The 19,988-nt window shown below is 53.8% G+C and carries 18 protein-coding genes; 16 read left to right on the forward strand and 2 right to left on the reverse strand.

Translation table 11 applies throughout. The features are described from left to right. Nucleotides 1-38 precede the first annotated feature (38 nt). From AC2TEL_RS19315 to AC2TEL_RS19355, 9 genes are read left to right on the forward strand one after another with little or no spacing between them, the layout of a single operon-like run. Nucleotides 39-1,460: an aldehyde dehydrogenase family protein gene (locus tag AC2TEL_RS19315; RefSeq protein ID WP_480906283.1), complete on the forward strand. Its 1,422-nt coding sequence runs from the start codon at nt 39-41 to the stop codon at nt 1,458-1,460. Nucleotides 1,461-1,493: 33 nt separating this feature from the next. Next, nucleotides 1,494-2,780: an ABC transporter substrate-binding protein gene (locus AC2TEL_RS19320; RefSeq protein WP_480906286.1), complete on the forward strand. Its 1,287-nt coding sequence runs from the start codon at nt 1,494-1,496 to the stop codon at nt 2,778-2,780. 8 nt (nt 2,781-2,788) lie between these two features. Next, complete coding sequence (locus AC2TEL_RS19325; protein WP_480842116.1) at nt 2,789-3,520, forward strand: ABC transporter ATP-binding protein; 732 nt, start codon at nt 2,789-2,791, stop codon at nt 3,518-3,520. After that, entirely contained in the window at nt 3,517-4,233 is a 717-nt protein-coding gene (locus tag AC2TEL_RS19330) for an ABC transporter ATP-binding protein (protein ID WP_480842118.1), read from the forward strand. The genes AC2TEL_RS19325 and AC2TEL_RS19330 overlap by 4 nt, the downstream gene beginning before the upstream one ends. Then, nucleotides 4,230-5,129, forward strand: a complete 900-nt coding sequence (locus AC2TEL_RS19335; protein ID WP_480906289.1) for a branched-chain amino acid ABC transporter permease — start codon at nt 4,230-4,232, stop codon at nt 5,127-5,129. The genes AC2TEL_RS19330 and AC2TEL_RS19335 overlap by 4 nt, the downstream gene beginning before the upstream one ends. After that, nucleotides 5,126-6,121: a branched-chain amino acid ABC transporter permease gene (locus AC2TEL_RS19340; RefSeq protein WP_480842122.1), complete on the forward strand. Its 996-nt coding sequence runs from the start codon at nt 5,126-5,128 to the stop codon at nt 6,119-6,121. The genes AC2TEL_RS19335 and AC2TEL_RS19340 overlap by 4 nt, the downstream gene beginning before the upstream one ends. A 14-nt stretch (nt 6,122-6,135) precedes the next feature. After that, nucleotides 6,136-6,915 carry a coniferyl-alcohol dehydrogenase gene (locus AC2TEL_RS19345; RefSeq protein ID WP_480906292.1) on the forward strand — a complete coding sequence of 260 codons (780 nt, stop codon included), beginning with the start codon at nt 6,136-6,138 and terminating at the stop codon, nt 6,913-6,915. A 19-nt stretch (nt 6,916-6,934) separates the two neighbouring features. Further along, entirely contained in the window at nt 6,935-8,380 is a 1,446-nt protein-coding gene (locus AC2TEL_RS19350; RefSeq protein ID WP_480906294.1) for an aldehyde dehydrogenase, read from the forward strand. A 10-nt stretch (nt 8,381-8,390) separates the two neighbouring features. Continuing rightward, nucleotides 8,391-8,774, forward strand: a complete 384-nt coding sequence (locus AC2TEL_RS19355) for a nuclear transport factor 2 family protein (RefSeq protein ID WP_480862815.1) — start codon at nt 8,391-8,393, stop codon at nt 8,772-8,774. A 113-nt stretch (nt 8,775-8,887) separates the two neighbouring features. Here the strand turns inward: AC2TEL_RS19355 and AC2TEL_RS19360 are convergent, their stop codons facing one another. Both AC2TEL_RS19360 and AC2TEL_RS19365 read right to left on the reverse strand, forming a co-directional pair. Continuing rightward, entirely contained in the window at nt 8,888-10,246 is a 1,359-nt protein-coding gene (locus AC2TEL_RS19360) for a flavin monoamine oxidase family protein (protein WP_480906297.1), read from the reverse strand. A gap of 122 nt (nt 10,247-10,368) precedes the next feature. Then, entirely contained in the window at nt 10,369-11,238 is an 870-nt protein-coding gene (locus tag AC2TEL_RS19365; protein ID WP_480862811.1) for a LysR substrate-binding domain-containing protein, read from the reverse strand. Between the two features lie 120 nt (nt 11,239-11,358). Here AC2TEL_RS19365 and AC2TEL_RS19370 point away from each other — a divergent pair, with 120 nt between their 5' ends. From AC2TEL_RS19370 to AC2TEL_RS19400, 7 genes are all read left to right on the forward strand, one after another. Further along, the gene (locus tag AC2TEL_RS19370) at nt 11,359-12,726 is read left to right on the forward strand and encodes a glutamine synthetase family protein (RefSeq protein WP_480906300.1); all 1,368 of its coding nucleotides are present in this window, start codon (nt 11,359-11,361) and stop codon (nt 12,724-12,726) included. 8 nt (nt 12,727-12,734) lie between these two features. Beyond that, nucleotides 12,735-14,195 (forward strand): NAD(P)/FAD-dependent oxidoreductase, encoded by a 1,461-nt coding sequence (locus AC2TEL_RS19375; protein ID WP_480906303.1) that lies wholly within the window; start codon nt 12,735-12,737, stop codon nt 14,193-14,195. Beyond that, nucleotides 14,192-15,286: a polyamine ABC transporter substrate-binding protein gene (locus AC2TEL_RS19380; protein ID WP_480842138.1), complete on the forward strand. Its 1,095-nt coding sequence runs from the start codon at nt 14,192-14,194 to the stop codon at nt 15,284-15,286. The genes AC2TEL_RS19375 and AC2TEL_RS19380 overlap by 4 nt, the downstream gene beginning before the upstream one ends. Nucleotides 15,287-15,371: 85 nt before the next feature. Further along, nucleotides 15,372-16,817, forward strand: coding sequence for an aldehyde dehydrogenase family protein (locus tag AC2TEL_RS19385; RefSeq protein WP_480862902.1), 1,446 nt, complete (start codon nt 15,372-15,374; stop codon nt 16,815-16,817). After that, nucleotides 16,811-17,971 (forward strand): ABC transporter ATP-binding protein, encoded by a 1,161-nt coding sequence (locus AC2TEL_RS19390; protein ID WP_480906304.1) that lies wholly within the window; start codon nt 16,811-16,813, stop codon nt 17,969-17,971. Before AC2TEL_RS19385 ends, AC2TEL_RS19390 begins: the two co-directional genes overlap by 7 nt. After that, nucleotides 17,968-18,888 (forward strand): ABC transporter permease subunit, encoded by a 921-nt coding sequence (locus AC2TEL_RS19395; protein WP_480862803.1) that lies wholly within the window; start codon nt 17,968-17,970, stop codon nt 18,886-18,888. The genes AC2TEL_RS19390 and AC2TEL_RS19395 overlap by 4 nt, the downstream gene beginning before the upstream one ends. A 1-nt stretch (nt 18,889) precedes the next feature. Next, on the forward strand, nt 18,890-19,699 hold the full coding sequence (locus AC2TEL_RS19400) for an ABC transporter permease subunit (protein WP_480842144.1): 810 nt from the start codon (nt 18,890-18,892) through the stop codon (nt 19,697-19,699). Nucleotides 19,700-19,988: the final 289 nt, after the last annotated feature.

A 19,988-nucleotide genomic window follows, 5' to 3' on the forward strand; every position in this document is an offset into this window, starting at 1 on the left:
ATAGCAAGGGAGGCCGGGACATGCCCGGTAACGCTTGAATGACCACAGACACAACCACAATCAACCTCGAAGACGGACCGGTAATTGAACACATCAACCCGGCAACGGGACAGACGTTGAGTGCCGAGCAGGCTGTCACCGCAAGCGATTGCCGCAGGTTTGCAGGGCAGGCTGCCTCTGCCTTTCCGGCCTGGTCGGCACAGCCCATCCAGGCGCGCGCGCAATTGCTGAAAGCAGTTGCCGGCGCAATCGAAGAAAAAGTTGAGCTCTTTCGCGTTGCGATGGCTGAGGAGCTGGGAATGCCGGCGGAATGGGCGCACCATAACGTGGCATTCGCCGCCGAAATCCTGCGCGAAGTTGCATCGTATCAGGACAGGTTTAACCAGCAGGAACCTATTCCGGACCACAGAGGTTATTCCAGCCGCGCTGAAAGAGTGCCGTGCGGCGTGTGTCTGGGGATCGCGCCCTGGAATGCACCCTTGATCCTTGGTGTCAGAGCAATCGCAGCTCCTTTGCTGTGCGGCAACACAGTTCTGCTGAAAGGCAGCGAGTTTGCGCCAAGAACGTTTCGACTGCTCGGTGACACGTTGCGGGACGGCGGTATTCCGCAGGAGGTTGCGCGCGTAGTGCTGACCCACCCTGATGACAGTGAAGAGATTGTCGAGGCACTGATTGCGTCACCGGTAGTTCGGCGAGTGAACTTCACGGGCTCGACGCGGGTTGGACGGCGGGTTGCCGAACTCTGCGCAAAACACCTCAAGCGGTCCTTACTGGAACTGGGCGGACAGGCGGCGATGATCGTTCTGGACGATGCCGATCTGGATGCTGCAGCAGAGGCAGCGCTTTGGGGTGCATATGTCAATCAGGGGCAGGTCTGCATGTCCACTGAACGACTTGTCGTTGACGAGGCTGTAGCGGACGAGTTGGTTCAGATGATTGAGCAAGGGCGCCGGGCGCTCAAACTGGGAAATCCGACAGATGAGACCACTCAGGTTGGTCCGGTGATCAGCATCGCAGCGGCCGAGCGGCTTTCGGGGCTGATAGGCGATGCAGTCGGAAAAGGCGCAACATTGATCGGCGGCGGGCAAGCGCGTGGCGCCTTTTTCGAACCTGCGCTTGTAGATCATGTCGAACCCGAGATGCGGCTTTATCAGGAAGAGGTTTTTGGCCCGATCCTTTCAGTGACGCGTGTCCGCAACGATCTGGAGGCGGTTACCGTCGCCAATGACAGTGAATATGGCCTGTCTTCGGCAGTATTTGGCACCGACATCAATCGCACGGAAAGCATCGCCAGGCGTCTTCATACTGGTATTTGCCACATCAACAGCCCCACGATCGATGACAACCCCCACGCTCCATTCGGTGGCGTAAAGTCCAGCGGCTATGGCCGCTTTGGTGGTCGCTGGGCGCTGGATGAATTCACCGAACTCCGCTGGATCACGAGCAAGAGTTCACCTTGAAACAAAATCTCTATGGAAACGGGAGATAACACAATGACCTTTGACCTATCACGTCGCAACCTGCTTATGGGAGCAGGAGCCGCCTTGGGCAGTTTTGCATTGGGCAGGGGCCAGGCACTGGCGCAATCATCGACACCTCTGAAGGTCGGCTTTATCAGCCCGATTTCCGGACCTCTTGCAGGCTTTGGCCAGACCGACGGATACGTTTTGCAACAGGCGCGCGAGGCTCTGACCAGCGGCGTAACGATCAATGGTCAAGGCTACGCTGTCGAAATCCTCGATCGCGACACTCAGTCAGACCCTGCCCGCGCCGGTCAGCTGGCGCGTGACCTGATCAATAACGATGGCGTCGACATCATGATCGCCGTGTCGACACCAGAGACAATCAACCCTGTCTCAGATGCCTGCGAAGCAGCCGGCGTGCCTTGCATCTCGACCGTGATGCCCTGGGAGGCCTGGTATTTTGGTCGCGGCGCGAAGCCAGGAGAGCCTTCGCCATTCAAGTATTCCTACCATTTCGGCTTCGGCGTGGATGAGTTTTATCAGGCCTATATTTCCCAATGGGATCTGGTGGAAACTAATAAAAAAGTCGGTGTGATGTATCCCAACGATGCCGACGGTAACGCCATTCGCGCGGTTCTAGCCCCGAAACTGGCCGAAGCGGGCTACACCATCATCGATCCGGGTGCATATGAAACGGGTACAACGGACTATTCGCAGCAAATCCGTTTGTTCCGTGAAGAAGGCGTAGAAATCTTTAACACCTTCCCGATCCCACCGGACTTTGCCGCATTCTGGAGGCAGGCTGCCCAGCAGGGCCTTCACCGTCAGGTCAAGATTGTGCAACTCGCCAAGACGGGTCTGTTTCCCTCGGACATCGAAGCACTTGGCGGATTGGGCAACAACATGTCTTCGGCGTGTTACTGGCACCGAGATTTCCCCTACACCTCGCCGACGACTGGCCTGACTGGTGCGGATTTGTGCGATGGCTATGAAGCTGCCACAGGAAAGCAATGGACCCAGCAACTGGGTGCCTCACTGTCGGCAATCGACGTGGCCATGGCAGCCCTGACAGCCGCAGGTAATCCTAAAGACAAAGAGGCGGTCGCAGAAGCGCTGCCGACACTCAAAGCCGACAGCATTGGTGGCGTGGTCGATTTCAACTCTGGCCCGGTGAAGAACGTCGCCAATGGTCCGATCATCGGAACACAATGGCAGGCCTCTGACATTGGGAAGCACAGCTTTGACTATGTGATCACCGAAAATGCCACCGACACCAATGTTCCGGTAACGGGCGAACTGCGTCCCTATAACGCATGAGGCCCAGTATGACGTCCTCTTCCTCGATTCTGCGCTCGGAGGGCATCGCTATGTCCTTTGGCGAATACAAAGTGCTCCAGGACATTTCACTCGATCTGGCGGGAGGTGAAATCGTTGGAATTCTCGGTCCGAACGGTGCGGGCAAGACAACGTACATGAACCTGCTCACGGGCGCTCTCCTGCCGACGGGTGGTTGTGTGCACTTGATGGGAGAGGACGTCACCCAACTTGACACCGCCGAACGCTGTCGTCGCGGACTGGCGCGAACCCATCAGGTTCCAAAGCCCTTCAGTCATATGACGGTGTTTGAAAACGTGCTGGTGGCAGTGAACCACGGCCGCACAACCCATGCCGAAGATCCGATTGACGAAGCCTGGGCTGTTCTTGAGGAAACTGGGCTGGCTCACGTCGCCAATCGGCCCGCTGAAACGCTTGGTTTACTGGATCGCAAAAGGTTGGAGCTGAGCCGAGCTCTGGCGACGGATCCCAAAGTGTTGTTGCTGGATGAGATCGGTGGGGGTTTGACCGACACTGAAGGAGACGCATTGGTCGCTTTGGTCAAATCCATTCATGCGCGTGGCGTTACCATCGTGTGGATCGAACACATCATGCGTCTCCTTCTGGAAACCTGCACGCGGCTGGTCTGCATGGCCGAAGGCCGGGTGCTGGCCGACGGCAACCCGCAGGATGTGGTCAACGCACCGGAAGTTCAGATTGCTTATTTCGGAGCCGCTGCATGAGTACCCTTGAAATACAAGATATTCACGCACATCATGGACAGTTGAAAGCGGTGCATGGCGTGTCGCTTTCAGTGCGCCCCAGCGAAATGATGTTCCTGCTTGGCGCCAATGGCGCTGGAAAGACCACGTTTCTGCGTTCGGTCGCGGGTGATCACAAGGCAACGTCGGGCCGTGTGGTCCTGTCCGGAGTGGATGTGTCGAATCTGTCCGCCCATCATCGCGCCCGTTCGGGCCTTTCGCTAGTGCCCGAGGGACGTAGATTGTTCCCGAAAATGAGTGTCCGTGAAAACCTGATGCTGGGCACCTCCACATCGCGGGAAGGGCCGTGGAATATCGAGGCCATATACGAAGCGTTCCCCAACCTTGCCAAGCTCGACCGATCCCCGGCCGGTAAACTGTCGGGTGGTGAGCAACAAGCGGTGGCCATAGGGCGCGCCCTCTTGGGAGACCCGGTTGCAATCATGCTGGACGAAGTGTCGTTGGGCCTTTCGCCAGCAGCCGTTGAATTCGCCTATGAAACATTGCTGAGGCTGCGCGAGATGGGGCTGGCCCTGCTGATTGTCGAGCAGGACCTGAACAGGGCACTGTCTTTGGCCGACGAACTGGTCGTGGTGTGCGAGGGCCATGTCACCCTAAAAACAAAACCCAAGGACACCAATCTGGAACAGCTCGCGTCTGCCAGCTTTGGCCATGAAGAAGGTGAGCGCCAATGACTGCGCAATTGATCACTGCCATCCTGCTGGGTGGTTACTATGCCGTTCTGGCCACCGGGTTGGCTTTTATGTACTCGGTTATGAATATAATCAACCTTGCCCATGGCGCGTTGATCGTACTCGCGGCTTACGGTTTATGGCTTCTTGGCGATAGCTTTGGGCTGCCGTTGCCTGTCGGAATCGTCGTCATGGCGGTAGTCATGTTCGGTGTCGGAATCATCATGCACCGTGGTGTGCTGTCGCGCGCTTCGGGAGGTGGCGAACTTCTACCGATCCTCGCAACGTTTGGATTGTCTATCATTCTCGAAAACCTGATGTTTCAGACGTTCGGTGCAGACAGCCTTTCGCTGGCACCGCTGGTCGGAGACCTGAGCTGGGCGTCTTTTGAACTTCCCGGTTCTATCTTCATCGGTAAACTCAGCGTCTACATCCTGATTACTGCCTTTGTGGTCGTTGCCGGGCTGGAATGGATGCTGCGCCACACCACGCTTGGCCATCGCATACAGGCCGTCAGTCAGGATCGGGCGACCGCATCCTTGCTGGGCATCGATACTTCTCGGACTGCTGCCATCGCGACTGGCATCGCTCTCGCCACAGGTGTGATAGCTGCCGCCGCAATGGGATTGCGCAGTGCCTGGGGCCCCTATGGAGGGTCAGCTCAATTGCTGTTTGCCTTTGAAGCCGTTGTAATCGGTGGCCTGGGGTCGCTGTGGCGCGTCATGGCGGGTGCCATGATACTGGCCTTTGCGCAATCTCTGGCGGCCATGATCCACCCGCAGGGTTTCCTGATCGGCGGACACCTCGCGTTTCTTGCGGCCGTGTTTATCCGACTTCGTGGAGGATCATTCAACCTCAAAACTCTGTTGGGCCTGAACCGAAAAGGAGTAATGGTATGACTTCTGCGCGTCTGACTGTTTCGCGCGGCGGCCCAACGGCGCGCATGACTATGGCACTGCTCGTTATCGTGGCAATTGTGATAGCTGTCGTCCCCTTCGTACTAGGCGTCGGAGGCGCAGGTCGTGCCGTGGCACTTTTGGTCTACATTCTACTTGCTGTCATGTGGAATGCGCTCGCTGGTTTTGCCGGGTTGGTGTCTATCGGGCAGACCTTGTTTTTCGGCCTTGCCGCTTATACGACCATTCGCCTGTCGGACGCAGGCTTGGACCCGTATCTGGCGATTCTGGCATCAATTGCGATTGGCGCTGGGTTGGGCTGGGTAACATCGCTGTTCATGCTCACTCTAAAAGATGGCGAGTTCGCAATCGGTATGTGGGTTCTGTCATCGCTGGCGCATCTTTGCGTGAACCTCGATCCGCTTATTCAGGGCGAAACCGGGATCTCACTGATCCAGATGAATGTCTATGATATCCAGACCCGATCAGCGATCACGCTATGGCTGGCGTTGGCCGTGACGATTGCCATATTTGTCGCGCTGATAGTGCTGCTGAGATCACGCATGGGGGCTGCAATCACCGCCATTCGGGATGACGAGCTTGGCGCACGTTCCATTGGCGTGAACGTGATGCGTACCAAAAGGATCGTGTTTGTTCTGGCAGCCACTGGCACGGCAGCAGCTGGGGCGCTGTGGCTGGCATCTGCCTCGAATTTTCAACCGCGCGCGTTCTTTGGCGTGCACTGGACTGCTTACATGCTCTTCATGGTGCTCGTCGGCGGATTGGGTCGGATCGAAGGCGCCCTTATTGGCGCGGTGTTGTTCTTCGTGATCGAGACTTGGTTCGGAGCCTATGGTGCCTGGTACCTTGTCGGATTGGGGGCCATTGCGGTGTTGTTCGCTCTATTCTTGCCCAAAGGACTTTGGGGCTGGATTGGCCCTCGTCTGCCGGGGGAGGCCATCCCCACCGGCTATATTGTCAATCGCAAATTCTAACGGGAGAAAACCTGATGTTGGCAGGAAAAAAGATCATTGTAACAGGCGTATCGTCCGGCATTGGTGAAGAAACCGCCCGCGTTCTAAAAGCCCAGGGGGCAATGGTCATCGGTGTAGACCGCAACACTCCAAGTGTTGAGGTGGACGTGTTTCAACAGGTAGATTTAACTGATGAGGCAGCACTCGATGCACTGATCGAAGAGCTGAAGGGTGTGAAGGCGGACGGGTTGGCGAACATCGCAGGTGTTCCACCGACCGCGCCGGTTGAAGTGGTGATTGCCGTCAATCTGGTGGCTCTGAAACGGTTGACGCTTGGTTTGGTTGACAGCCTTGCTGACAACGCCTCGATCGTGAATCTTGCCTCGCTGGCGGGAATTGGCTGGGAAGGCGAGATCGCAAAAATTCAGGCGGTGGCCAATCTGGATCATGCAGGCGTTGCCGATTTCTGCGCTAACAATGGCATCACTGCCGAGAACAGCTATTTTTTCAGCAAACAGGCTCTGGTGGCCTGGACACATGAAAATCGTTGGACGTGGCGCGACCGTGGTATCCGCATGAACTCGGTCAGCCCAGGGCCTGTCGAGACTCCAATTCTTGGCGACTTTCTCGAAACTCTGGGTGAACGGGCCGAGGAAGATATGAAGATCATGGATCGCCCGGGGACACCTCAGGACATCGCTCCCGTCGTCGCATTCTTGCTGTCTGACGGATCGGTGTGGCTGCGGGGTATCAATATTGCATCTGACGGTGGCATGCGAGCCCATATCGAAGCGACATCAAACGGAATTTCGTAAGACTTCAGGAGTATTCAAAATGGCAATTTCAATGTTGATCGGCGGCGTTGACGCCGCCGCGCAGGATGGGCGTGTCTTCGAGCGTCTTGATCCGGTAACAGGTGACATCGCAACTACTGCTCCGGCAGCGTCAGTTGCGGATGCGAAGGCTGCGGCTATGGCCGCAGGCGAAGCCTTTCCCACCTGGTCAAAAACCAGTCCGGCAGAGCGTCGCGGATTATTGCTGAAGGCTGCGGATGTTCTTGAAGGATTGACATCTGAAATAGTCGCCACAGCGACAAAGGAAACCGGCGCAACCGCGCCCTGGACCGGGTTCAACTGCATGCTGGCGGCGAGCATTTTGCGCGAGGCGGCTTCGATGACGACACAGATCACCGGAGAGATCATTCCGGCCAATAAACCCGGGACCCTTTCGATGGCGCAACGCAAACCCTTGGGTGTGTGCCTTGGTATTGCCCCCTGGAATGCGCCGATTATTCTGGGGACCCGTTCGGTCGCGATGGCAATAGCCTGTGGCAACACGGCGATTTTGAAAGCATCCGAAATGTGCCCGGCAACTCATCTCGCAATCGGTGAAGTGTTTCGGCAGGCGGGTTTCCCGGATGGTGTGCTGAATGTCATCACAAACGCTCCAGAAGATGCTGCGGACGTCGTATCGGCGTTGATCGCCACACCAGAAGTTCGCCACATCAACTTCACCGGATCGACAGGTGTCGGCCGCATCATCGCTAAGAAGGCCGCCGAGAATCTGAAACCGGTTTTGCTGGAACTGGGTGGAAAGGCCCCAATGGTTGTGTTGGACGACGCGAATATCGAAGGTGCGGTTAACGGCGCAGCCTTCGGAGCCTTCATGAACCAGGGCCAGATCTGCATGTCGACCGAGCGCGTTATCGTGCACGAAGGTATCGCGGACAAGTTCATTGAGGCGTTCGCGGCAAAGGCAAATTCACTGCCTGCCGGCGATCCGCGCGAAAAGGTTGTCTTGGGATCTCTTGTCACCCCTGAGTCTGCCAAAAAAATGGAAGAGATCATTGCAGATGCAACCGCCAAGGGCGGGAAAGTCATCGCCGGTGGCGGCCGGAATGGTTCGATTGTCGAGGCGACGCTGATTGATGGTGTGTCGCCCGAGATGACCATTTATGCAGAAGAGAGTTTTGGTCCGGTCAAGCCGATAATTCGCGTGAAGGATGACGAGGAAGCAATCCGGGTGGCAAATGATACCGCCTATGGTTTGTCGGCTTCAGTATATAGCTCGAACATCCAGCGCGCGATGTCTGTGGCGGATCGGATCGAAAGTGGTATCTGCCACATCAATGGTCCCACCGTGGGCGATGAGGCCCAGATGCCATTTGGGGGCGTCAAGGACTCCGGCTATGGTCGGTTTGGCGGCAAAGCTGCCATCGACGCATTTACCTCAATTCGCTGGGTGACCATTGAGGATCCGCACCAGCACTACCCATTCTGAGGAAGTTACCATGGCAAATCTCGAAGAAAACAAGCGTAACGTCTCCGCATTCTACGAAATGATGTTCAATGACTGCAAGCCACGTGAAGCAATCGAAACTTATGTGGGTGACGACTACATCCAGCACAATCCAGAAGTCGTGTCGGGGAAAGAGGGGTTCATTTCCTATTTCGAGGAAATGGCGCGTGATTATCCTGGCAAGCGCGTTGAAATCAAATGCGCGCTGGCCGAGGGTGACAAGGTAGTACTACACTGTCACCAAGTCTGGCCTGATGCCCTTGAATATGCCGGGATCGATATTTTCCGGTTGGATGACAATGGCAAGATTGTCGAGCACTGGGATGTGCTGCAAGTCATTCCCAAGATCAGTAAACATGACAATGGCATGTTCTGAGTGCCGGCAGGTTTCAAAAACTCCCTGAAATGGCCGTTTCATGACCGATAGACCCGCGGAAACGCCGAAAAACCCGAGACGCCGATGGCTAAGGATCGGACATCCCGTTATCTTTAAATCTTCTTAAGAGCGTGAATGACGTTCTTAGCCTCTTTCTGACCGCTTTTGTGGGCTCCTGCGACCGTTGCCCATTCGCTTGGACTGCAGGCCTCACCAGCAAACCAAATACGGCCTCCGACTGGTTGCCTTAGAACACGCCGAAGATGCTGCGCGCCCGGCTTGGCAGAGGCGTAGGACCCACGGGTCAGTGGGTCTTTACCCCAATTGGTCGCCTTGGCCTTTTGTAGCGCATTTCCGACCTTTGAGCCATACATTGCGCGCAAACGAGAAACGGCAAAGTCAATGGCTGCTTGGTCCCCTTGTTTTTCAATTTCCCAAGCAAAGTCCCCGCCGAAATCAGCTAGCGTCAGCGTTGACCCTGAAACGTTGGTCAAAAAACCGACCCCGCCAGGGTCGTCCGCTCCGATCTGATATGTCAAAAAGGTATCCGGTTGGGCGCCAAAGATGTTTGACTTAAACTCAAGTGCTACATGGTTGTAGAGACCCATTGAGATTCCGTCGAATGCTTCTTGTTTGATCACCGGGAGCGCGGGCAAGAAACGGATTCCATTGGCTGCCAATACGCCGGTGGATACTGTTACAATGCATGCCTTCGCACGAATACTACCCCTGTTCGTATCGATTGTGACGCCCTTCCCTCCCCATCGAATGGTCTTTGCCATCGTTTGCAACTGAACAGGGACTCCTCGCGCGCTGTGCTGCCAGAGCCTGCCGAAGCCTTCTTTGCAAAACCAGTCGACGCCGCCCTCACCGGTGTACCAGTCCGAGCACGAGAATTCTCTTAGGTCCTTTCCCATCTCATAAGGACCGGCCTGAAACTGCGCCGTGCGATCCCATTCGCCCGTCTTTGGCGCAACGGATGCTGCGCTGACATCTTTGCCTGCCTCGCCCGCTGCTTCGATTGCGGAGACAAGAGCGGTTGACGCTGTTTCGTATGCTGACTGTTCCTCAGGTTTGGCCGGCCTGTTTCCAACAAACAGGACCTCATTGTCTGGAGCCTTGTAGAGCGAGAAGCCATTTTTCTTCCCGTAGCGCACAAATGGGTTGTTTGCCCCATTATGAAGCCAATGTGCGCCGGTATCGTAAGGTGTGTTGAATGACGACGTATCGGTGTAAATCCTGCCTCCGATGCGACGGTTGGCTTCCAAAACAACGACGTCGACCCCGCCTGCGATCAGTTTTCGTGCTGCTGCGATACCAGCTGCACCCGCACCAATGACCACAACCTCAGGATTGTTTGATGCCGCATTTGCAGTCGCACCTGTCGCCGCGAAAGCTGATGCAGCCGCAAGAAATTGTCTTCGGTCTAGCTGAACCACGATGCTCTCCCAATAAGCTTTATCTCTGAGCATTACTGCCACTTCGGCCAAAGAACGATGTCAAATACCTCTCCACACCGGGAGCTTTTTGGCACCTATACGTTCTGTGCGCTTTGTTGAATGACATCGTCGAAGGCTTTGGGAATTTGGATGTCTTACGACAGGTTAGTTTTCTTTGCTTGGTCCACAATCCGCTCGATACAGGTTTCGGCGATATGGCTAGTGACCTTACCTTTTGGGCGAATAATCCAATAGGTTCCGCCATCGTATTCCAGGTCCGTCACGCGCAAAAGAGCAGAGGACTTCAAATAAGGTTCAACCAGGAACGGGTTCACCAAAGCTATCCCCTGATCGGCAAGGGCAGCATCCACGACCTGAGACGCTGACGAAAAAACGAGCTGTGTCGCGCGCTGACTGACTAACCCGTGATCTTCAAAGAACATATCCCACCAGCCACCAAAATCTTCATCCAAGCAGTCCGCGCCATAGAGGTCTTCGATACCATCAAACGGCCCGTGTTCTTGAATGTACTTTGGTGACGCGACCGGAAAGACCTTTGGATGAGCGAGAGGCTCAAGCCTGCCTGCGAACTCGGCCCGCGAGCCATATCCTATTCCAAAATCTGCCTCCCCCGACAACACGGCGTCAAAACTGTCATCGGCAGTAATCACGATCCGCGCATTGGGCAGATCACTTGTGAGCTCTCGCAGCCGAGGTCCTAGCCATTTCGAAGCAAGGCCCGGTACCGCAACAATTCGGACGAATCGTGCCTGCCCTTCCGCCTCAAGCTCGGCAGTAGCACGGCTAATCATCCGGAGAGCTTTGGAAATCGTAGCGTGGTAGTAGCGACCTTCTTCGGTCAACTCCACACCCCTACTCTTGGTTGCGAATAGCTCCACGCCGATACGCTGCTCAAGTAGCCGTACATGCCGTCCAACAACGCCATGAGAGACGTTCATCGCCTCTCCTGCTGCACGAAAACCACCATGGCGCGCTGCTGCATCAAAGGCCTTGATGGCGTTCAAAGGGGGAAGTTTCGGTTCTCTCATTGGAGTCAAAAAGTATCCAAAACGGAAGAATAACTCAAGTTGTTGAATTCACGTTGGCACGTAACGTGAAAAAAACGGCCAACCTAGGGGGCGCAATTGTTAACGAAACCTGAGAACAACAGCGAGTTAGACAGCTTCCGGAACGCGCATCCAGATGTGCAGTTCGTGGACGCTATTCTGTTCGATCTTGCTGGAAAACCTATTGGCAAGCGCTATCCGATCAAAGACCTTCAAAGCCTCTATAAAAGCGGCACACAGTTCTGCGCGGGCGCAACCATGCTGGATGTAGTAGGTGAATGCCATGATGTCTTCGGCATAGGGTTTTCCGATGGTGATCCAGATGCGGTTTGTATGCCGATCGTTGGGTCGCTCAAGCCAGTACCATGGTCTGACAACGCCCTGGCCCAGTGCCTCATCGAAATGAAGAACGATGCGGATCCTTTGGGATGGTGGTTCGATCCAAGGTCCATTCTCAAGCGGGTCTTGGCGCGGTTTGCCGAGCTTGATCTGACGCCAGTGATCGCCTGTGAATTGGAGTTTTATCTCATTGCTCCTTCACGTGACGACGCTGGATTAATTCAGTCTCCCTGTTCTCCATTAACAGGGCGAGTTAACGAATCACCCAGGGTCCTGAGCTTTGAAAAACTTGATGAATTTGGCAGTTTTTTGCAGGACGTCGACGCGGTTTGCGAGGCTCAGGGCATTCCCGCTGGCGCCGCCAGTAGCGAGTATGGACGCGGGCAATATGAAGTCAACTTAGCCCATACAAACGACGTTGTATCTGCCTGTGATCAGGCTCTACTGCTGCGGAGAGCAGTCCGCGGCGTTGCACAGCAACATGGATACGATGCGACATTCATGTCTTACCCATTTATCGGCCAATCCGGCAATGGAATGCATATCCATCTCAGCGTGCTGGACGGGTCTGGTCGAAACATTTTTGGCGGTGTTGAGGAAGTAGGGCAAAACAGCCTTGGTCACGCGATCGCCGGCCTCCAACAGGCGATGTACGAGTGCTTCGCGTTTTTTGCTCCGAATGTGAATGCCTATCGGCGCTTTACGCCCGACAATTTCGTACCCGTCAATAATTCTTGGGACCACAATAACAGATCTGTTGCCTTCCGCGTACCCCACTCAATGGATACAGCGCGTCGGATCGAACACCGCGTCGCTGGTGCTGATGCCAACCCCTACCTCGTTGTTGCGGCGATCCTAGCAGGCATTCACCAAGGACTCACTCAGAAGCTGTCCGTGACCGACAAACAAACAGGAAATGCTGGTGCGGAGGTCGACCCGCAGATGCCCACACGACTGTGGACAGCACTCGAAAGGATGCGCGGCTCAGAATTCTTGAAAGAGTATTTTGGCGCGAACTATCCGGCTGCTTATGCCGATATCAAATCGGCGGAACTCGACTCCTATTTCTCAGAAATTACGGCACGCGAATACGACTGGTATCTTTGAGGTTTGAAATGAATAAGCTCAAAGACGTCTATCACAGAGATACCTACCAGTTTGGGGAGCTACCAGACAGCTATTGGGGGTCAACGGCGCATATCCCAGATTTCCCCAACCTCCAGGAAGATTTGGAGGCCGACGTAGCCATTATCGGCGGCGGAATAACCGGCTTGGTTTCTGCGCTCAAACTCGCAAAGCAATATGGCAAGAAAGTTGCCGTACTTGAGGCAGGCCGCGTTGGATGGGGCGCATCGGGGCGCGCCGGAGGCTTCAATTCCGGCATGGCAAGCAAGCTGTCGCTTGAGGGAATGTGCACAAAATATGGGATTGATGCCGCTAGAAATTTTGCTGATCAACAATATCGTGCGACTGAACTGATCTACGAACTCGCCCGCGACGAAGGCATCGATATTGAAGCCACTGGTGAAGGCGTTGTCGTTGCTGCGACCTCCAAACGCGCCGCTTTGGATCTTCAGATGCAACCTAAGGTCCATGAGGCAATTGCAGGAAAAGAGGTCGAGTATCTCAGCGAAGCTGAATTCAAATCTCGGATTCACAGCGGCGATTTCGTTTGTGGGGGGCTCCATATTCACGGTGGTGGTGGCATTCACCCGCTAAAGTACACCGTAGGTTTGGCCAGAGCTGCAGCCCGCAATGGCGCACAGCTGTATTGCAACTCGCGCGTGCTGGATTGGTGCAAGGTTGGGAAACAGCATGTCCTAAGAACCGCTGAAGGTTCGATCAGTGCGAACCGCGTAATTGTCGCGACAAACGCGTATACTTCGGATCACCTAAACTCAGAGCTAAACCGCCGAGTCTTGCCGTTGATATCAAGCATTCTTGTTACCAGACCACTGGAACACTCGGAGCTTGAGCGCGCAGGTTTCAAATCTACAACGCCGGTCTATACGTCCAACAACAAATTGTTTTACTACCGACTGTTGCCAGACAATCGTTTTCTGATCGGTGGGCGTGGCGATACAATCGGTAGCCGGGCAGCAAGGGCGCGCAAGGCGGATTGGCTGAACACGCAGTTTCGAAAGATGTTCCCCTGCTGGAAACATGTCGATGTGTCATATCAATGGGATGGATTGGTTTGTGTGACGCGGCGCGGCGTTCCGGCGCTGGGTTGCCTTCCGAGTGATCCAAGCATCGGTTACGCGCTAGGTTGCCATGGAAGCGGGCTTAACAACGCTACTTGGATGGGCATCGAACAAGCCCGTATCATGGCATCGGACGATCCCGAAAAAGATGCACTACGCCTGCCAGAAATCGTTCGAAAACTGCCCCCTCGTATCTATGGACCAAGACGTTCCACCATCAACGCGGCTTTGCTGGCCTATTCGGCAATAGATGCTTGGAGCAACCGTCCGCTTTGGGCGGGCGGCAAGGATTCAAGGCAACGACAGCGACCGAATGCTTGCGTTGCGACCAATACAAACAGGTCAACAAACCAAGCAGGGAGTAAAAAATGAAACGAACCGTCTACCACCTGAGCGCCATCGCATTTTGCCTGAGCACTGCATCGGCAAGCGCAGAAGGCCAAGTGCTACATGTTTATAATTGGTCGGATTACATTGGCGAAACTACTGTTCAAGAATTCACTGATCAAACCGGAATCGACGTAGTCTACGATTTCTATGAAAGCAACGAGGTCTTGGAAGCCAAGTTGTTGGCGGGAAGTTCCGGATATGACGTCGTTGTTCCATCAGGTGATTTCTTGCAGCGGCAGGCAGCTATCGGCATCTTTCAACCACTGGACAAAAGCAAAATCCCAAATTGGGAAAACCTAGATCAAACCATTATGAACTCTGCAGCTGTCTATGACCCAGGCAACACTCATGCGATTGTTTGGGCTTGGGGTACAACTGGCATTGGCTACAATGTTGATATGGTGCGCGAGCGGCTGGGCGATGACTATGTCGTGAACTCGTGGGATCTCGTTTTCAAGCCGGAGATCATCGCAAAGTTGGCTGATTGCGGCGTCATGTTCTTGGATTCTCCGACCAATGTGATGCCAACTGCACTCAATTACCTGGGATTAAATCCCAACTCCACCAGCAAAGAGGACTTGGAAGCCGCCGCCGATCTTTTGAGTTCTGTGCGACCTCACGTAAGAGCGTTCGACTCCGCGCAGTACTTGAACGATCTGGCATCTGGTGAGATTTGCGCGGCAATCGGGTGGAACGGCGACGTATTCATTGCCCAAGCGCGCGCCGAAGAGGCCGGGAGTGACGTGAACATCTCCTATGTTATTCCGAATGAGGGTGCCTATCAATGGATGGATATGATGGCCATTCCGGCTGACGCCCCCAATCCCGAAGCGGCACATGCCTTCATCAATTTTGTTCTAGAGCCGAAAGTTGGAGCCGATTTCACGAACACTATCTGGTATGCGAACGCCAACGAGGCCGCGATCCCACTTATTGACAAGGATATCCTCTCAAACACCGGGATTTTCCCAAGCGTAGAAGCCAAATCCAAGCTTTGGGCGAACCAAGTGAAAGACAAGAAGACCGATCGATTGCTGACACGTCTTTGGACTGAAATCAAAACCAATAAGTAGTCTGAAGCTGGCTGGCGCTCACTTGAAAAAGGGCGTCAGTCGATCGGTCCACAACCAGAAATCTTGTCTTCGGAGATATGGCGTGATGCGTACAAATAGAGATCTCAAGTTTTTCATTGGCGGCGAATGGGTAGATCCCCATGGAAAAAAATGTCTCGTCGTCGAAAACCCTGCTACCGAAGACGCTATTACCTCTATCTCGCTTGGAGCAGAGGAAGACGTTGATAATGCGGTGGAATCTGCAAACACCGCTTTCGAAGAATTTTCGAACTGGACCGTGCAGGAACGGATTTCGCTTCTAAGGAAGATCAGAGTCGTATTCGAAAAACGTGCTCCAGACATGGCGCGTGTGATTACCGCAGAACTCGGGGCGCCCATCGATCTTTCTAAGAGTGCACAAGTTCCTGTCGGGCTAGGTCATTTGGACGGAATTCTGGCAGCTTTGGAACATCTCAAATTCAAAGAGGACCTTCCTAACGGAGACCAGATACTGCGTGAGCCGATTGGTCCGTGCGGACTTATCACGCCTTGGAACTGGCCGGTCAACCAGATCGCATTAAAGGTTCTCGCAGCGCTAGCTGCGGGATGTACAATGGTTCTTAAGCCCAGTGAAATCACACCGCTTAGCGCAATGCTTTATGCCGACATTCTTGACGAGGCCGGTGTGCCACCTGGTGTGTTTAATCTGGTCAATGGCGAAGGGCCTCAAGTAGGGGAAGCTCTGTCTCGTCATCGTGATATCGCGATGATATCATTTACTGGTTCGACACGCGCTGGTGTTGCAGTAACCAAAAGCGCATCTACAACCGTCAAACGCGTCACTTTAGAGTTAGGTGGCAAATCGCCAAACATAGTCTTCGAAGATTCAGACGTCCCCCAAGCGGTCAAAGAGTGCGTAGACCTGTGTTTTATGAATTCTGGTCAATCCTGCAACGCCCCGACGCGCTTGTTGGTGCAAAGCAGCGTCTACGATCAAGCCATTGCCGTCGCCAAGGAAGCCGCTTCAGCGCATTCAGTGGGAAATCCAGAGGAACCAGGAGATCACCTTGGGCCGTTGGTCTCTAGAACTCAATTTGAGCACGTTCAAAGGTTAATCGACACGGGTATCAACGAAGGCGCAAGGCTTTTGGTAGGAGGCGTTGGCAGACCAAAACACATGAATGCTGGGCATTTCGTTCGTCCGACGGTTTTTGCGGACGTCGACAACAAAATGGCGATTTCACGTGAAGAGGTTTTTGGACCCGTTCTTTGCATACTGCCCTTTGACGCCGAGCAAGACGCTATCGATATTGCGAATGATACTCCGTATGGACTGGCGGCCTATGTTCAAACAGGCAGCCCGAACCGCGCAGCCCGTGTAACCCAAAAACTTAAATCGGGCATGGTGCATATAAACGGTACTGATTTGGATTACGGAAGTCCATTCGGCGGATACAAAACTTCAGGCAATGGCCGAGAAGGCGGACTTTTTGGCATCGAGGATTTCTTGGAAACCAAGGCCATTTCTGCGCCGAAAGGTTGGTCATGTTGAACACAAATAAGCATGATGGAAACCTCATCCTATCTGCCGCACCGACCAATCTCCAAAACGTAGTATCCGAACCGTACGTGCGCATCCGCGATGTACGAAAGCAATTCGGTTCGGTGGTCGCTGTGAACGGAGTCTCTTTGGATATTTATAAAGGCGAGCTCTTCAGCCTTCTGGGCGCGTCCGGCAGCGGAAAGAGCACCCTTTTGAGGATGCTGGCGGGTTTAGAAACTCCAACATCCGGTACAGTCGAAATTGATGGCGTCGATATGACGGATGTTCCGACATTTGCCCGTCCTACCAATATGATGTTCCAATCCTACGCGCTTTTCCCACATATGAATGTCGCCAAGAACATCGCCTATGGACTTCACCGCGAAGGAGTAATGCGATCAGAAATCCGTTCGCGGGTCGACGAAATGCTTGACCTTGTCCAGCTGGCGGGTTTGGGACACCGCAAACCACATCAATTGTCCGGAGGACAAAGACAGCGCGTCGCGCTGGCACGCTCACTGATCAAGCGCCCTAAACTTCTTCTCTTGGATGAGCCACTCGCAGCGTTAGACAAGAAACTGCGCGAAGAAACACAATTTGAGCTCATCAAAGTTCAGGAAACACTGGGTATCACGTTCGTAGTGGTGACCCATGATCAAGACGAAGCGATGACACTGTCGGATCGCATCGGGATTATGCGCGAAGGAGACATAGTGCAGCTCGGCGATCCCCAAGAGGTTTATGAGTTTCCAAATAGCCGTTTCAGCGCAGAATTCGTTGGCTCAGTGAATTTGTTCGAAGGCTTCGTAGTCGAAGACCGGCCGGATCATATCACCCTGAATGTACCTGAAATCAACGAAGCGATTCACATTCACCATGGCGTCAGTTGCACGCCCAATCAGCGGCTTTGGTTTGCCATTAGACCAGAAAAACTTCGATTGACGCAAACTAGGCCAGATCAACCAAACAACTCGTTCGCAGGAACCGTCCAAGAGATTGGATATGTAGGCGGACAATCCAAGATCATTGTCAGCCTTTCGCACGGCAAAACAGTGCAGGTCATGCAGGTCAATACAGTGCGCAGCGTGAACCAAGGGCTATCAAGCGGCGACAAAGTCTTCGTGAGTTGGGACGACAACGCTGGCGTGGTGCTTCAACAATGAGCATTGTTGGACATCACATGCAGTACGCACCACGCCGTTCGTTTTTGGGCCGGTGGTTGGCGGGGGCTATCCCTATTTTTTGGCTGCTTCTGTTTTTCCTAGTGCCATTCTTAGTTGTTTTCAAAATTTCTTTCTCGGAAGCCGTGATCGCGCAGCCACCATATCTACCGATTTTCAGTTTTGGAGATGGCTCTTTGTTGGCCAAATTGAACTTCGCAAACTACCTGTGGATATTGGAAGACCGTCTGTACTTCGATTCCTTTGTGTCTTCCCTGAAGATAGCAACCATCTCAACATGTCTGGCACTGCTTCTGGGCTACCCGATGGCCTATGTAATTGCGCGGGCACATCCTTCCCGCAGAAACGTTCTGCTTCTCTTGATAATCCTGCCTTTCTGGACTTCGTTTCTATTACGTGTGTACGCATGGATCGGTTTTTTGAATACCAATGGCGTAATCAACAACGTGCTTTTGTCGCTCGGGATTATCACCGAGCCACTGGAGATTTTTCGAACTGATGCCGCTGTCTATGTGGGTATCGTCTATTCCTACCTTCCTTTCATGATTCTCCCCATTTATGCGACGCTGACGAAACTTGAAAATGATCTGCTGGAAGCATCCGCAGATTTGGGTGCTAAGCCCTTTCATACCTTCGTGAACGTCACCCTTCCGCTGTCTGTGCCTGGCGTTGTGGCGGGCTCTATGCTGGTCTTTATCCCGGCTGTTGGCGAGTATGTTATCCCAACTCTTCTCGGCGGATCAGATACTCTGATGATTGGGCGGGTAATCTGGAACGAATTCTTCAGCAACAGAGATTGGCCTGTCGCGTCAGCCGTCGCAGTCGTCATGCTTGTCTTTGTTGTCGCGCCGATCATGTGGCTGCGCAGTCAACAAGTTGTTCAAAACGAAAGCGTGTAGCATGGTCCGAACAGTATTCATCTGCATCACGGTTTTCGGCTTCGTTTTCCTGTACTCGCCGATCGTGTCACTCGTAATCTACAGCTTCAATGAATCTCGTCTGGTCACTGTGTGGGGCGGGTGGTCCACCAAATGGTACGGTGTCCTATTGTCCGACAAACAAGTGTTGGGTGCCGCGTGGATCAGCCTAAAGATTGCCCTTTACTCGGCGTTGATTGGTACGACGTTGGGTACGCTGGCCGCCTATGTCATGGTGCGCTTTGGAAGGTTCCGGCTTCGGTCCTTGTTAAGTGGCATGATGTTGGCTCCGCTCGTTATGCCCGAAGTCATCACCGGTTTGTCCCTACTTTTACTGTTTATCAGTATGGAAGCTTCAATGGGCTGGCCCGGTGAACGCGGCGTAACAACTATTGTGATTGCGCACTCCACCTTCTGTCTTGCTTTTGTCGCCGTCGTTGTTGAATCGCGACTGGTTGACATGGACCAATCCATTGAGGAGGCAGCGCGCGACCTTGGTGCACGTCCTGTCCGCGTCTTTTTTGATGTAACGCTCCCCTCGCTAGCGCCAGCAATTCTATCGGGTTGGCTTCTGGCATTCACACTATCGTTGGACGATTTGGTAATTGCGAGCTTTGTCTCAGGTCCGGGCAGTTCCACGCTCCCCATGATCATCTTTTCGAAAGTTCGCCTGGGCGTCAGCCCCGACGTGAACGCGCTGGCCACAATAATGATCTTGATCGTAGGTTTGGGCGTGGCGATCGCTGGCGCGATAATGATGCGCACTCAAAAAAACAAAGCCAACGTTCATTGATGCGCAAACAATGCACGATCAGTTTCAACTTCGAACAGGCATTTCTGAGGGCATTAAGGTTATTAATTGGATGGCAAAGAACTCTAGGGCTGTTCAAATAAATGAGCTGTCCAAAGCACTAGAGCTAATGGGCTCGGCTGCGGACGAACACGTTACTCAAGAACTCTTGATCAAACAGAATAAAACCCGGCTTGAGTTAAGATCGACAGATTTGGTCGGCGAGGTTTGGCAATCAACTTCGACTGTTGATGCTGACCGGGGTTGAACTCGCCCAAACAGCGTACTTGCC

It is taken from the genome of Ruegeria sp. HKCCD9138 (genome assembly GCF_057220975.1).

Coding starts and splice junctions, on each gene's coding strand:
- AC2TEL_RS19315 (WP_480906283.1), top strand. CDS start 39: ATGACCACAGACACAACCACAATCAACCTCGAAGACGGACCGGTAATT.
- AC2TEL_RS19320 (WP_480906286.1), top strand. CDS start 1,494: ATGACCTTTGACCTATCACGTCGCAACCTGCTTATGGGAGCAGGAGCC.
- AC2TEL_RS19325 (WP_480842116.1), top strand. CDS start 2,789: ATGACGTCCTCTTCCTCGATTCTGCGCTCGGAGGGCATCGCTATGTCC.
- AC2TEL_RS19330 (WP_480842118.1), top strand. CDS start 3,517: ATGAGTACCCTTGAAATACAAGATATTCACGCACATCATGGACAGTTG.
- AC2TEL_RS19335 (WP_480906289.1), top strand. CDS start 4,230: ATGACTGCGCAATTGATCACTGCCATCCTGCTGGGTGGTTACTATGCC.
- AC2TEL_RS19340 (WP_480842122.1), top strand. CDS start 5,126: ATGACTTCTGCGCGTCTGACTGTTTCGCGCGGCGGCCCAACGGCGCGC.
- AC2TEL_RS19345 (WP_480906292.1), top strand. CDS start 6,136: ATGTTGGCAGGAAAAAAGATCATTGTAACAGGCGTATCGTCCGGCATT.
- AC2TEL_RS19350 (WP_480906294.1), top strand. CDS start 6,935: ATGGCAATTTCAATGTTGATCGGCGGCGTTGACGCCGCCGCGCAGGAT.
- AC2TEL_RS19355 (WP_480862815.1), top strand. CDS start 8,391: ATGGCAAATCTCGAAGAAAACAAGCGTAACGTCTCCGCATTCTACGAA.
- AC2TEL_RS19360 (WP_480906297.1), bottom strand. CDS start 10,246: ATGCTCAGAGATAAAGCTTATTGGGAGAGCATCGTGGTTCAGCTAGAC.
- AC2TEL_RS19375 (WP_480906303.1), top strand. CDS start 12,735: ATGAATAAGCTCAAAGACGTCTATCACAGAGATACCTACCAGTTTGGG.
- AC2TEL_RS19380 (WP_480842138.1), top strand. CDS start 14,192: ATGAAACGAACCGTCTACCACCTGAGCGCCATCGCATTTTGCCTGAGC.
- AC2TEL_RS19385 (WP_480862902.1), top strand. CDS start 15,372: ATGCGTACAAATAGAGATCTCAAGTTTTTCATTGGCGGCGAATGGGTA.
- AC2TEL_RS19390 (WP_480906304.1), top strand. CDS start 16,811: ATGTTGAACACAAATAAGCATGATGGAAACCTCATCCTATCTGCCGCA.
- AC2TEL_RS19395 (WP_480862803.1), top strand. CDS start 17,968: ATGAGCATTGTTGGACATCACATGCAGTACGCACCACGCCGTTCGTTT.
- AC2TEL_RS19400 (WP_480842144.1), top strand. CDS start 18,890: ATGGTCCGAACAGTATTCATCTGCATCACGGTTTTCGGCTTCGTTTTC.